This is a genomic window from Clostridium sp. BSD2780061688st1 H5 (assembly GCF_005845155.1).
GTDB lineage: Bacteria > Bacillota > Clostridia > Lachnospirales > Lachnospiraceae > Claveliimonas > Claveliimonas intestinigallinarum.
Genome location: NZ_SPGT01000003.1, coordinates 72028 through 85773 on the forward strand (window position 1 = coordinate 72028; position 13746 = coordinate 85773).

The following is a 13746-nucleotide window of genomic DNA, read 5'->3' on the forward strand; positions in this document are numbered from 1 at the left end:
CCCTACACTCCCTGCGCCGCATTGGAGGACTCTGCCCTCTTCTTCATAACAGCCAGCACGATGACAGCCACCACAGCAGCCACGATCATCCCGGCAGCCAGAGCTGTACCGCTTCCGGCCCAGTCCGCCTCCCAGTCGATGAGGGACATGCCGCTCTCTGCCAGCATCTCCGCACAGACAGCCACGGCAAATGCCACCAGCGAACCGAGGACTACCTTCGCGTTTACTGCGCCCAGGGCCGTCTCCTTTGTCCTGGGCCTCATGCCGATCAGAGGCTCGATCTTCCCGTAAAGCCTGGGCACAAGGAACAGCGTCGGAAGCATGCAGAACAGGATGCCCGAGAAGACCACGTCATTGAGGCAGGCAAATCCCTCTGTGGCGAACACGCTCTGTGGAAGTCCCGGAACCGCCTCAAAATCCTGTACCGCAAACTGTACCTTCAGGATGTCCACGATCATGCCCAGCACCTGCTGGATGATAACGCCGCTGATAGCTGCGATTCCCACCATTTTCCGGTTTCTGGGGTCTCTCACCATTCTCCCCGCAATGTACACACCGATGGTCACTGTGATGAATTTCTCCAGCTCTCCCAGTCCTCCGAACTGTCCCAGCATGATCTCGCTGAAGACAAGCTCGCCGGTAGCTGCGCCAAGGGCTGCTGACATAGGATCAAACAGCATGGCCAGCACCAGGGGGATGAACAGGAAATACTCCACTGAAAATTCCACGATGCCCACCTGGATAGATGGGATGAGTTCTGTAAATAAAGTTGCCAGTCCGTAAAGGGACATTGTGAGCACAAACACCATAAGCTTCTGTGACTGCGTCGCATTCTCTCGCTTTGCCATTTTTTCTTACCTCCTGATAACGTTCTTTTTGATGATCACTGTTTCTCATCTTCTACGCTGTGTATCATATCAAGAGTAGGTTAAATATAAGATCACGGCACCGTAAAATGTAAGTTAATTTTCATTTTTAATCAAATAATGAAATTTATTTCTACACGGAGAAAAAGGGAGCCCTCTCTCAGGCTCCCTCGTCATCTGTCCGTTACTATCTGCTCACTGCTCCCGTTCACTGACTCCTGTTTGATGTCATCTACCCTGTTCAGCGGTATACTTCCTCCCGCCTGGCGGACAGAAGGGGCAGCTCTGCGCGCACCTTGTCCGCATAGGAGAGGTCAATGTCATGGACCATCACACCCTCCCGCTCATCCATCTCCTCTATCACATCGCCCCAGGGGGAGACGAGGAGTGTATGCCCCCAGGCCACGTAGCCCGCCTCCCGGTCCCGGGCACAGGAGGTTCCGGCCACAAAGCACTGGTTGTCCACCGCCCGGCTCCGGAACATCAGCTCCCAGTGCGCCAGACCTGTGGTCATATTGAAGGCCGCCGGCACAAGGATCAGCCTTGCTCCATCGAGGACCATTTTCCTTGCAAGCTCCGGAAACCGGAAGTCAAAGCAGATGCACAGCCCCACCTTCCCGAACTCTGTGTCAAATACCGTGCACTTATCCCCCGGCGTCAGCGTCTCCGACTCTTTAAAATGCTGTCCTCCCTCCACCTGGATGTCAAACATGTGGACCTTCCGGTGCTTTCCGATCTGTCTGCCCGCCCGGTCAAACACATAGGCTGTGTTGTAGACTCTGCCTTCTCCGTCCCGCTCCGGCACAGACCCGGCCGCCAGGCAGACGCCGTATCCCTTGGCCAGTCGGCTCAGCTCCCTCCAGACAGGGCCGCCCTCCGGCTCCGCGTAGACGGGGAACAGCTTTGTCTCATAGGGACAGCAAAACATTTCCCCCAGCATGACCAGGTCCGGCTTCCGCCAGGCCAGCTCCTCCATCTGTCTGTCCAGCTGTTCCAGGTTCTTCATTTTGTCACTGTACACGTGTGACTGTATCTGTGCGATTTTCATACCATTCACCCCTTTCCAGGACTGCTGCTCGCCGCCAGACTGCTCCCGGCAGCTTTTCTGAGCTTACCGTCATACCCTCAGCCACTCCTCGACCACAGCAGGCTCTTCTTCCACTGCCTGAGCAATCTGTTCCGCTGTCATGCCCATTTTCACAAGATTGAGAGCTATAGCCCGCTTTTCTTCCTGCCTTTCCTTCTGTATTCCCTCCTCTCTACCTTCTTGTCTTCCCTCTTCCCAGGCCTCTTCTCTCTCCTGCCTTATATGTCTTGCCTGATCATACTCATATACACTCATCCTCTTTGCCTCCGCTCGATATTTCCTCAAAAAATCCTCAAGGATCCCCTCCCGGATACATTCCGTGATCGTTCGCCCTACCGCCTCTTCTATGGGCATCTCCGCGGCATACCTTCTTATGCGGGCCGTATACTGGGCATAATCTGCCAGGGTCTTGCACGCCCTCATAAGCTCCGGATTATGGCCTGCGTTGATGTTCAGCATCATCTTTTTTCTTCCGTACAGATTTTCGTTTTTCGTCAGATCCGCATACAGATCTGCCAGATACAGAAGCATCCGCAGCGGAAGCTTGGGGCTGTAGGTGGACTGGTGCTCGTACAGGGAGAGCCGGGAGTCGATCACAAAGGACAGGTCATTCTTGATGGCCATATAGATCGCGTTCTCCAGCGTGTTGACGTTCAGCGCCCCGGGATCCTTATACTGTTTCCCGCTTACCGCATTATAGAGTCCCAGCAGCTCCTTCTTGTCGCTGAACAGCATGGTAGTTTCTTTTAGATCTTCTTATCAGACTTACAGACACGGCAGACGCCGCAAAAGAAAAAAACTGCCAGAAATATAATACTTTGCATATATAGTAGCACATATTTCTGGCAGTTTCCATAAGCTTTTTCTTTTTATAAAATTTCTCTTTCCCTACGACAGCTCCAGCTTCCCTGTATACAGCTGATAGTAAGTACCCTTCTGGGCCAGCAGGTCCTCGTGGGTACCCCGCTCGATGATGCGGCCGTGCTCCAGCACCATGATAGCATCGCTGTTGCGGATGGTGGAGAGCCTGTGGGCAATGACAAACACGGTGCGCCCCTTCATCAGGTTATCCATACCCTTCTGCACGATACTCTCAGTTCTTGTGTCGATGCTGGAGGTCGCCTCATCCAGGATCAGCACCGGCGGGTCAGCCACGGCTGCCCGGGCAATGGCAAGGAGCTGCCGCTGTCCCTGGGAAAGCTCCTCCCCGTCGCTGGTGAGCATGGTGTCATAGCCGTGAGGCAGCATGCGGATAAATCCGTCCGCATGGGCCAGCTTCGCCGCGTTATATACTTCCTCATCTGTGGCGTCCAGCTTTCCATAACGGATGTTGTCCATGATGGTGCCTGTGAACAGGTGGGTATCCTGGAGCACAATGCCGAGGGAGTGGCGCAGGTCCGCCTTTTTGATCTTGTTGATGTTGATGCCGTCGTAACGGATCTTGCCGTCCTGCACGTCGTAGAACCGGTTGATTAGGTTGGTGATGGTGGTCTTTCCGGCTCCTGTGGATCCCACAAAGGCCAGCTTCTGTCCCGGCTTCGCGTAGAGGGTCAGGTCATGGAGCACCATATGGTCCGGCTCGTAGCCAAAGGACATATCAAAGAACCGCACGTCTCCCTTCAGCTCCGTGTAGGTGACAGTGCCGTCCGCCTGGTGGGGATGCTTCCACGCCCACATGCCGGTGCGCTCCCTGCACTCCTCAATAGTGCCGTCCGCCTTCTTTCTGGCATTGACCAGGGTCACGTAGCCTTCGTCCACCTCCGGTGCCTCATCCATCATGTTGAAGATACGCTCCGCTCCTGCCAGAGCCATGATGATGGAGTTGAACTGCTGGGCCACCTGCATGAAGGGCTGGGTAAAGCTCTTTGTGAACTGCAGGTAAGAAGCCATGACGCCCAGGGTGATGTTGCCGATGCCCATGACGGAGAGGAAGCCGCCCAGAACTGCCGTCAGCACGAACTGGAGATTGCCGATGTTTCCGATGATGGGGCCCATGATACTGGCAAAGGTGTGGGCGTTTGACGCGCTCTCGAAGAGCTTCTCGTTCAGTGCGTCAAACTCCTCCTCGGATTTCCTTTCGTGGTTGAACACCTTGACCACTCTCTGGCCGTTCATCCGCTCCTCCACAAAGCCGGTGATGTTTGCCAGGTCCAGCTGCTGCCGGACAAAATATTTGCCGCTGTTGCCGCCGATGAAGCGGGACACGGCGATCATCAGAAGGATGACCACAATGGCCAGCAGCGTCAGAATGGGGCTCAGCACCAGCATGGCGATAAAGGTGACAATGAGCATCAGCGCTGACATGAGCACCTGAGGGATAGACTGGTTGATCATCTGCCTCAGAGTGTCCGTGTCGTTCGTGTAAAGGCTCATGATCGAGCCGTTTGTATTCTGGTCAAAATAGCGGATCGGCAGAGTCTGCATATGCTCAAACATCTCATCCCTGACTCTCTTGAGCACGCCCTGTCCAATGACCACCATCGTCCTCGTGTAGAGGAAGGTAGCCACCACGCCCAGTGCAAAAATGCAGGCCAGCACAGTGAGGGCCATATAGAGCTCAGAGAAATCCGGATCCTTGTGGCCGATCAGCGGGATGATAAAGTCATCCAGCAGATAGCGCAGAGACAAGGAGACTGAGATGCTGGCAATGGAGCTGATCAAAATGCAGAACAGCACCAGCACAAACTGAACCTTGTAGGTGCTCGTCACATAGCCCAGGAGTCTCTTTGCTGTCTTCAGTGTATTCTTTGTAACTGTGGGCTTACCGCCTCTTCCGTTTCCGGCGCCGCTGCCCGCGTTGGTGTTTGCGCTGTTACTCATTTTCCGTTCCTCCTTTCACCTGTGATTCGTATACCTCGCGGTAAATTTCGTTTGTCTTCAGAAGCTCCTCGGATGTTCCGATGCCGTTGATCTGACCGTTGTCCATAACGATGATCACATCCGCATCCTCCACGGAGGAAATCCTCTGGGCGATAATGATCTTCGTCGTGTCCGGGATCTCCTCCCGGAAGGCCTTGCGGATCAGGGCGTCTGTCCTTGTGTCCACAGCGCTTGTGGAATCGTCCAGGATCAGGATCTTGGGCTTCTTGAGGAGGGCTCTGGCGATACACAGTCTCTGCTTCTGTCCGCCGGACACGTTGTTTCCGCCCTCCACGATCATGGTGTTGTAGCCTGCCGGGAACTCGCTGATAAATCCGTCCGCCTGGGCCAGACGGCACACTCTTCTCACCTCTTCATTGGAGGCCTTCTCATCGCCCCAGCGGATATTTTCGTAAATACTTCCTGTAAAGAGGACATTTTTCTGGAGCACCATGGACACCTGGTCACGGAGCTTCTCCAGATTATACTTGCGCACATCCTGGCCGCCCACCTTCACACAGCCCCGGGTTACGTCGTAGAGACGGGGGATGAGCTGCACCAGCGTGGACTTGGCGCTTCCGGTTCCGCCGATGATGCCCACGATCTGTCCGCTCTTAATATGAAGGTTCACATCCTTCAGGGACAGGTTGCCGTCCTCGCCTGCGTAGCTGAAATCTACGTGTTCAAAGTCGATATCTCCGTTTGCCACCTCTGTCAGGGCATCCTCCCCGTCCACCATCTCCGGCACTTCCTCCAGCACCTCCTTGATACGGTCAGAGGACGCCTCGGCGATCATGATCATGACAAAGACAAAGGATACCATCATGAGGGACATGAGGATCTGCATGGCGTATACCATGATACTTGTCAGCTCGCCAGTCATCATAGTCCCGAGGACAATATCCTTTCCGCCGATGAGGACGATGAGGAGAACCACCGTGTACATGACAAAGTTCATGACCGGTGAGTTCCAGGCCACCAGCATCTCCGCCTTGGTAAACAGCTCAAATACCTTCTGTGATATCTTGTGGAATTTGCCATTCTCGTGGTCCTCACGGACGTAGGCCTTCACCACCCTGGCCGCGTTCACGTTCTCCTGCACAGTATTGTTCAGCACATCGTACTCGTCGAACACCTGGATGAAATGCGGATGTGCCTTTTTGGCGATCAGCATCAGAACGCCGCCCAGGATAGGGATTGTGACCAGCATGAGGAACGCGATCTTCAGGCTGATGGTGGCGGTCATGATCCAGGACAGCACCACCATGATAGGCGCTCTTGCCAGCATACGGATAGTGAACATGAATGCCATCTGCACGTTGGTGATATCTGTCGTCAGCCTGGTCACAAGGCTGGACGTTGAAAAATGATCAATATTTCCAAATGAAAATTCCTGGATCTTATAAAAGATGTCATGCCGCAGGTTCTTGGCATATCCGGCAGCCGCGACGGCAGCCACCTGCCCCGCCTTGGCGCCAAAGGCCAGCGACAGCATAGCCATGATGACAAGGACGATGCCCATCTTTATAATGTAATCCATGTCTCCTTCCATAATTCCGATGTCAATGATGTTTGCCATCAGAAGCGGGATCAGCACTTCCAGCAGCACCTCCAGCGTCACCAGAACAGGTGCCAGGAACGCCTGCTTCTTGTACTCCCGCACAGATTTCAGTAGTTTCCTATTCATCTGACTCTCCCTTTCTTTCCATACTTAGTTCCGTTTCTTTCTGCTTTTCTCCGCAGGTCAGATTGGAGGATATCTGCTTCAGCACGCGCACAAACACCTTCATGTCTTCCTCCGAAATGCCTTTTCTGATCTGCGCCTCTCTCCTGCGGATATTTGCCAGCAGCTTTCCCCGCAGCTTCAGGGCCTTCTCCGTGGGCACGATCCTCTTCAGTCTGGCATCCTTCTTCACCGGCTCCCGGTAGAGATAGCCCTTTTTTTCCAGAAGCTGAAGGGTTCCCGTAGCCGTGGACCTGCGGACCTTGAACTCCTTTTCCAGATCTCTCTGGAAAAGATCCCTGTGCATGGTTTCAAGCAAAATAAAATGCAGAATGTGTTTCTGCATGTTGGTGAGATCGTCCTGTCCGGGCTGCTGATCCTCGCAGGACATCTGTCTCTTCAGTTGATGGGAAACACGGTTGATCCACTTTCCTGCATCTTCCCCCATGACTCCATCCTTACCTAATTAAATATTATGTTGTTCGGTTACTAACAATTCGGGAACTAACAATATATTATATACGAATACACTATGATGTCAACAGTATTTTTGTAAAAAACATAAAAACAAAATGTAAGATTTTTCCTGAGAATTGCGGGCAAAAAAATGCCGCGTCCATAGACACGGCATCCGAAGGGTAGTCTGCCCTTCCGTTAAATTATATTTTCTTTTTTCCTTCTGATTTTCCATCTCCTGACAAGCCACACAGCACCTATGTAAAGAACTGCCCCCGCCAGAACTCCGCAGCTGTCCAGCAGCACATCCGACAGCTGGCCGCTGCGTCCCGGGACAAAGAGCTGATGGAACTCGTCCGTGGCCGCGTAGAGAATTCCGCTGCCTGCTGCCAGGAGAAAATGTTTTCTTCCCCACAGTCCCCAGGAGGCGTACATGCCTCCAAAGAGGATTCCCAGCACTGCGTACTCCGTGGCGTGGGCGCTCTTTCGCACAAAATGGTCTATCCGCTCCGCAAAGGCGTCCTGCTGCTGCGGCGTCCACTCCCGGAAGTCCTCTACAAACAGCTCGCCCGCCAGATATCCCACGGACCGACTCATGTGTGCAGACTCATCGGCTGTCTTTGCAGAGAACCAAAAGGTAAGGCACATCCACAGGAGCACTGCCAGCGTCCATATATTTTTCTTCATATGTTCTCCGATCCTACTGTCCTGCCAGCACCTGCTGCATTTTTTCCGCGATAGCGCTGACTGAGGCCATATCCGGCTGCATGACATAGAGGAGCTGACTGCCCGATGAGAAACAGCTCTGTGTGTCCCCGGTACCTGTGACCGCGGCGGACTCAATGCTCCAGCCGGAGGGGTCTGCGATCTGCATACGAATAAACTCCGCCATCTCCTCCCGGGTCATGTTGGTCTGCACGGACTGGCTCACACCCGCCAGGATCTGATCCGCATTCCGCAAGATAGCCGGCGACATGGCCTTCTGGAGAATGGCTGTCAGCACTGCCTCCTGGTTCCTGCCCCTCTGGTTGTCCCCGTCCTCAAAGCTGTAGCGCTCTCTGGAGAAGGCAAGGGCCTGCTCTCCGTTCAGGTGGTTACTCCCCTGGACAAACTGGTACCCCCTCGCCTCAAAGGCGTACTCTGACTGCACGTCTATGCCTCCCAGGGCGTCCACGATGGTGATGAGGGAGGTAAAATTCACCCTGGCATAGTAGGTGATGTCTATCCCGTAGAGGCTCTCCAGGGTAGCCATGGAGACGTCCACCCCATAAATGCCCGCGTGGGTCAGCTTGTCCCGGGCCTCCCCCGAGACGCCCGGCAGCTGGAGGTAGTAGTCCCTGGGAGTTGTGGTGAGAAGGATCTTCTTTGTCTCCGGGTTGACAGTCATGATGATGTTCACATCGCTCCGACTGTTTGTGGAGATGTCGCCGGACACATCAATGCCGCTGATGTAAATGTTAAAGGGCTCCCTCACATCCGCCTCCTCATTTTCAATGGGGGTGTTGATGCCGTACTGGTAGAGCACCCTCACCTGGTCTGAGTAGTCCTCGATGCTCTCCCCGATTACCGCGTCAAAGGCCTGGTTGTAGATCAGCGCGTTGACATTTCCGTCCAGAAGGGCCTGGGCCATCTCCAAAACTGATCCATACTCCGTCACATTAGGCTCTCTTCCGATATTGTCCTTCACATCCTCCACCATTGTGGACGTATTTTCCTGATCCAGCGCGCTCTGGGTCCCAAAGCGGTAATTTCTCGCGTCCGCCAGGAGCTGGGCCGGGTCATCCTTTTTGACCACGACCACCATATTGTCCGTCTTGTAGTCCGCTCCCCCCACGTCCGCCAGCAGGCGGTCTGCCCTGTACAGGTAGACCGCGCCGAACACCAGGACGGCGCTGATCAGCAGGGACAAGACGATTCCTGCCAGATGGATCCTGCCTTTTACAAACTGAAGGCCCATTGTCACGGCCTCCAACACCAGGAGGACTAGTCCCAGGGCCACTATATAGGCAGCCGGGATCAGCCCGCCCCTCCAGAGAAGGGCAAGGAAAAGGACCGAGATTATCAACTGAATTCCGGCAATGGCAATGCCCACAGAATGCACTCTCTTTTTCTCTTTTTTGTTAACTAGCCTGTCCCTCCTGTAGGGCTCGTGGTATCCGCGGTTGTATCTCATTACTCAAATCTCCTTTGTGTTATTTCTTCTGATAGTATGCATCATTTTCCGGACGTCATACTTTTCCGGACATGATATCACCGTATGTCACATCTTTCGGAAAATCATATGCTACATTACAACCCCAGCACATCCGCGATGGCGCCCATCTCCTCCAGGGCAATGTCGATCAGATCGTCCAGAGAAAGACCGGTAAATTCGATCATCTCCATGTAGTCCCTGTTGGCTCCCTTGGCAAAGCGTGCCTCGTTAAAGCGCTTCAGTACGGACTTGTGCTTTACACTGGCAATCTTTTTGTCAGGATAGATCTGGGCTACAGCCTTGATAAATCCGCTCATGGGGTCTGCCGCCAGGACAGCGTACTGGAGGTTGGTCTTTGCCTTCATGCCGCATTTCGGATTGTGTGCCTTGATGGCGTCAAAGAGCACCGGGTCGTCGATGCCCTCCTTTTTCAGTATCTCGACAGATGTGGGACCGTGGACGCTCATGTCGTGCTCCCAGTCGCACTGCTCCTCGTCCAGGTCGTGGAGAAGTCCCACGATGCCCCAGTACTCTACCTGGTCTGGAGCCAGCCGCTTAGCCAGCCCTTTCATGATGGCCTCCACCGCATAGGAGTGGGTGATGTAGTTTTCTCCCTTCATGTATTTCATCAGAATGTCATGTGCCTGCTCTCTGCTCATTGTCGCTTCCTCCCTTATGGATTTTTTCTTGATTTTCTGATATGGATTTTTTCCCTGTGTTCTATCTTAACATATCCGCGGAGAAATGGCAAAGAGCGGAAGATGTCTGCGCATCTTCCGCCCCATTGCATTTATGATTGTCTGCTTTTTTATTTTGTTTAAGCATTCTACTGAAGGATGATGTCTGATTCGTCAGCCGCAGCCTCTGTCTCAGCATCTAGCGCCTCTGTCTCCTGCTCCTCTGACGCGGAGGCCTCTGTCTCCTCTGTCAGCTGAGCATCCGGCAGCTCATCGGCGGATACCATGTCATCCGCCAGGATCTCATCGTCCTCTTCCTCCACGGCCAGATCTGTGCTGAGCTTGACATCCCGGTACTTTCTCATACCTGTACCGGCCGGAATGTGCTTACCAATGATGACGTTCTCCTTCAGACCTACCAGCGGGTCAACCTTGCCCTTGATGGCAGCCTCTGTCAGCACCTTGGTTGTCTCCTGGAAGGAGGCAGCTGACAGGAAGGAGTTTGTTGCAAGGGAGGCCTTGGTGATACCCAGCATGATCTGCTCGCCTGTGGCCGGCTCCTTGCCCTCTGCCATGAGCTCTTTGTTCTTGTCCTCGAACTCCAGCGCATCCACCATGGTGCCCGGCAGATAGCCTGTGTCTCCGCTCTCTTCCACGCGGATCTTCTTCAGCATCTGGCGCACGATAACCTCAATGTGCTTGTCGTTGATATCAACACCCTGGAGACGGTATACGCGCTGTACCTCCTGGATCATGTAATCCTGCACAGCCCGAAGTCCCTTGATCTTCAGGATATCGTGGGGGTTCACGCTACCTTCAGTGAGCTCGTCGCCGGCCTCCAGCACCTGTCCGTCCTGGATCTTGATGCGTGATCCGTAGGGGATGAGGTAGGCCTTGGACTCGCCTGTCTCGTCGTTGGTAACGATGACCTCGCGCTTTTTCTTTGTATCGTTGATCGTCGCTTTTCCTGCAAACTCTGTGATGATGGCAAGACCCTTCGGCTTTCTGGCCTCGAAAAGCTCCTCCACACGAGGAAGACCCTGTGTGATGTCGTCTCCGGCCACACCGCCGGTGTGGAAGGTACGCATGGTCAGCTGTGTACCCGGCTCACCGATGGACTGAGCCGCGATGATGCCGACTGCCTCACCTACCTGAACAGGCTCGCCTGTTGCCATGTTGGCGCCGTAACACTTTGCGCACACGCCGTTGTGGCAGCGGCAGGTCAGGATGGTGCGGATCTTGATCTTCTTGGGCGTCTCGCCGTTCTCGTCCACGCCCTTCTTCATGATCAGCTCTGCCCTCTTCGGGGTCACCATATGGTTGGCCTTCACGAGCACATTGCCGTCTTTATCTTTGATGCTCTCGCACAGGTAGCGCCCTGTGATACGCTCCTGCAGGCTCTCGATTTCCTCGTTGCCCTCCATAAATGCATGGACGTACATGCCGGGGATCTCCTCACCCTCCTGGCGGCAGTCCACCTCACGGATGATGAGCTCCTGGGAGACGTCTACCAGACGTCTTGTCAGGTAACCGGAGTCGGCTGTTCGAAGAGCTGTATCGGACAGACCCTTACGCGCTCCGTGGGCTGACATGAAGTACTCCAGTACGTCCAGACCCTCACGGAAGTTGGACTTGATAGGCAGCTCGATGGTACGTCCTGTCGTATCTGCCATCAGTCCACGCATGCCGGCAAGCTGTTTGATCTGCTTGTCAGAACCACGGGCTCCTGAGTCAGCCATCATGAAGATGTTGTTGTATTTATCCAGACCGGAAAGCAGCGCCTCTGTCAGGGCGTCGTCAGTTGCCTTCCATGTTTCTACGACTTCTTTGTATCGCTCCTCCTCTGTGATCAGACCACGCTTGAAGTTCTTTGTGATCCGGTCCACAGTCTCCTGCGCCTGCTCGATCATCTCCGGCTTCTGCGGCGGCACGGTCATGTCGGAAATAGACACGGTCATGGCCGCTCTTGTGGAGTATTTGTAGCCGATGGCCTTTACATTGTCCAGCACCTCTGCGGTGGCTGTGGCGCCGTGGGTGTTGATGACCTTCTCCAGGATCTGCTTGAGCTGCTTCTTGCCCACATGGAAGTCGATCTCCGGAAGGAGCTCATTTCCCTCCACCTCGCGGTCTACAAAGCCAAGGTCCTGGGGGATGATCTCGTTGAAGAGCATCCTTCCAAGAGTGGAGGCGATGGTACCTGTCTTCACGGTTCCGTCAGGCATAGTCCTGGACACACGCACCCTGATCTTGGAGTGGAGTGTCAGCGCCTGGTTCTCGTAGGCCAGGATAGCCTCGTTTACGCTCTTGAAGAACTTGCCCTCTCCCAGCGCTCCCGGTCTCTCCTGTGTCAGATAGTAGATACCGAGGACCATATCCTGTGAGGGAACGGCCACCGGTCCGCCGTCTGAAGGCTTCAGAAGGTTGTTCGGTGAGAGCAGAAGGAAACGGCACTCTGCCTGGGCCTCAACGGACAGGGGCAGATGGACAGCCATCTGGTCTCCGTCGAAGTCCGCGTTGTAGGCGGTACATACAAGGGGATGAAGCTTGATGGCTTTACCCTCTACCAGGATAGGTTCAAATGCCTGGATACCAAGCCTGTGCAGCGTAGGAGCACGGTTCAGCATGACCGGGTGCTCCTTGATGACATCCTCCAGCACATCCCATACCTCGGGCTGGAGCCTTTCCACCATCTTCTTTGCGTTCTTGATGTTGTGGGCTGTGCCGTTCTGTACCAGCTCTTTCATAACGAAGGGCTTGAACAGCTCGATGGCCATCTCCTTGGGGAGGCCGCACTGGTAGATCTTCAGCTCAGGTCCCACGACGATAACGGAACGTCCGGAGTAGTCTACACGCTTTCCAAGAAGGTTCTGACGGAAACGTCCGGATTTTCCTTTCATCATATCAGAGAGTGACTTCAGGGCGCGGTTTCCGGGTCCTGTGACCGGACGGCCCCTTCTTCCGTTGTCGATAAGGGCGTCCACCGCCTCCTGGAGCATTCTCTTCTCGTTTCTAACGATAATGTCCGGCGCGCCCAGCTCGAGCAGGCGTTTCAGACGGTTGTTTCTGTTGATGATCCTTCTGTAAAGGTCATTTAAGTCGCTGGTGGCGAAACGTCCGCCGTCCAGCTGTACCATAGGACGGAGATCCGGCGGGATCACCGGGATGGCTGTCAGGATCATCCACTCCGGCTTGTTTCCGGACTCCCGGAAGGCTTCCACTACCTCCAGGCGCTTCACGATCCTTGCCCTCTTCTGGCCGCTGGCCCCTTCCAGGCCGGCTGTCAGCTCCTCGTACTCTTTGTCCAGGTCGATGGTCTCCAGAAGCTCCTTGATGGCCTCAGCACCCATTCCCACACGGAAGGCGCTGCCCCATTTCTCTCTCGCTTCCTGGTACTCCTGCTCAGACAGCACCTGTTTGTACATCAGGTCTGTCTCGCCCTTGTCCAGCACGATGTAGGAGGCAAAGTAGAGCACCTTCTCCAGAGTCCTGGGGGACAGATCCAGGATCAGTCCCATGCGGCTCGGGATCCCCTTAAAGTACCAGATATGTGACACCGGAGCGGCCAGGGCGATATGGCCCATACGCTCGCGGCGCACGCTGGATTTCGTCACTTCGACGCCGCAGCGGTCGCAGACAACGCCTTTGTAACGGATCTTTTTATATTTACCACAATGACACTCCCAGTCCTTGCTGGGTCCGAAGATGCGCTCACAGAACAGGCCGTCCTTTTCCGGCTTCAGCGTCCTGTAGTTGATGGTCTCCGGCTTTGTGACCTCGCCTCTGGACCACTCAAGGATCTTCTCCGGTGACGCCAACCCGATCTTGATGGCGTCAAAGGTCATTGTCTGATAGGTTTGTTCCTTTTTTGTTTCCGGCATACTGGC

At 54.5% G+C, this 13746-nt stretch carries 10 protein-coding genes; all 10 read right to left on the bottom strand.

Translation table 11 applies throughout. The features are described from left to right. Nucleotides 1-2 precede the first annotated feature (2 nt). The 10 genes from FGQ86_RS02960 to rpoC all read right to left on the bottom strand — a co-directional run bounded on the left by FGQ86_RS02960 (nucleotide 3) and on the right by rpoC (nucleotide 13740). The gene (locus FGQ86_RS02960; protein ID WP_138302940.1) at nucleotides 3-848 is read right to left on the bottom strand and encodes a cell division protein FtsQ; all 846 of its coding nucleotides are present in this window, start codon (nucleotides 846-848) and stop codon (nucleotides 3-5) included. Between the two features lie 259 nt (nucleotides 849-1107). Beyond that, on the bottom strand, nucleotides 1108-1914 hold the full coding sequence (locus tag FGQ86_RS02965) for a carbon-nitrogen hydrolase family protein (protein WP_207742244.1): 807 nt from the start codon (nucleotides 1912-1914) through the stop codon (nucleotides 1108-1110). A gap of 69 nt (nucleotides 1915-1983) precedes the next feature. Beyond that, complete coding sequence (locus FGQ86_RS02970) at nucleotides 1984-2688, bottom strand: hypothetical protein (protein WP_138302942.1); 705 nt, start codon at nucleotides 2686-2688, stop codon at nucleotides 1984-1986. A 153-nt stretch (nucleotides 2689-2841) separates the two neighbouring features. Continuing rightward, nucleotides 2842-4773: an ABC transporter ATP-binding protein gene (locus FGQ86_RS02975; RefSeq protein WP_052084210.1), complete on the bottom strand. Its 1932-nt coding sequence runs from the start codon at nucleotides 4771-4773 to the stop codon at nucleotides 2842-2844. Next, nucleotides 4766-6499: an ABC transporter ATP-binding protein gene (locus tag FGQ86_RS02980; protein WP_033127129.1), complete on the bottom strand. Its 1734-nt coding sequence runs from the start codon at nucleotides 6497-6499 to the stop codon at nucleotides 4766-4768. Before FGQ86_RS02980 ends, FGQ86_RS02975 begins: the two co-directional genes overlap by 8 nt. Next, nucleotides 6492-6983, bottom strand: a complete 492-nt coding sequence (locus FGQ86_RS02985; protein WP_033127130.1) for a MarR family transcriptional regulator — start codon at nucleotides 6981-6983, stop codon at nucleotides 6492-6494. The genes FGQ86_RS02980 and FGQ86_RS02985 overlap by 8 nt, the downstream gene beginning before the upstream one ends. Nucleotides 6984-7189: 206 nt before the next feature. Beyond that, nucleotides 7190-7678, bottom strand: a complete 489-nt coding sequence (locus tag FGQ86_RS02990) for a VanZ family protein (protein WP_033127131.1) — start codon at nucleotides 7676-7678, stop codon at nucleotides 7190-7192. Between the two features lie 13 nt (nucleotides 7679-7691). Beyond that, nucleotides 7692-9164, bottom strand: a complete 1473-nt coding sequence (locus tag FGQ86_RS02995) for an LCP family protein (RefSeq protein WP_138302943.1) — start codon at nucleotides 9162-9164, stop codon at nucleotides 7692-7694. A gap of 116 nt (nucleotides 9165-9280) precedes the next feature. Further along, nucleotides 9281-9844 (bottom strand): HD domain-containing protein, encoded by a 564-nt coding sequence (locus FGQ86_RS03000; RefSeq protein ID WP_138302944.1) that lies wholly within the window; start codon nucleotides 9842-9844, stop codon nucleotides 9281-9283. Nucleotides 9845-10011: 167 nt separating this feature from the next. Next, nucleotides 10012-13740 carry a DNA-directed RNA polymerase subunit beta' gene (rpoC, locus tag FGQ86_RS03005; RefSeq protein WP_138302945.1) on the bottom strand — a complete coding sequence of 1243 codons (3729 nt, stop codon included), beginning with the start codon at nucleotides 13738-13740 and terminating at the stop codon, nucleotides 10012-10014. Between the last annotated feature and the right edge of the window lie 6 nt (nucleotides 13741-13746).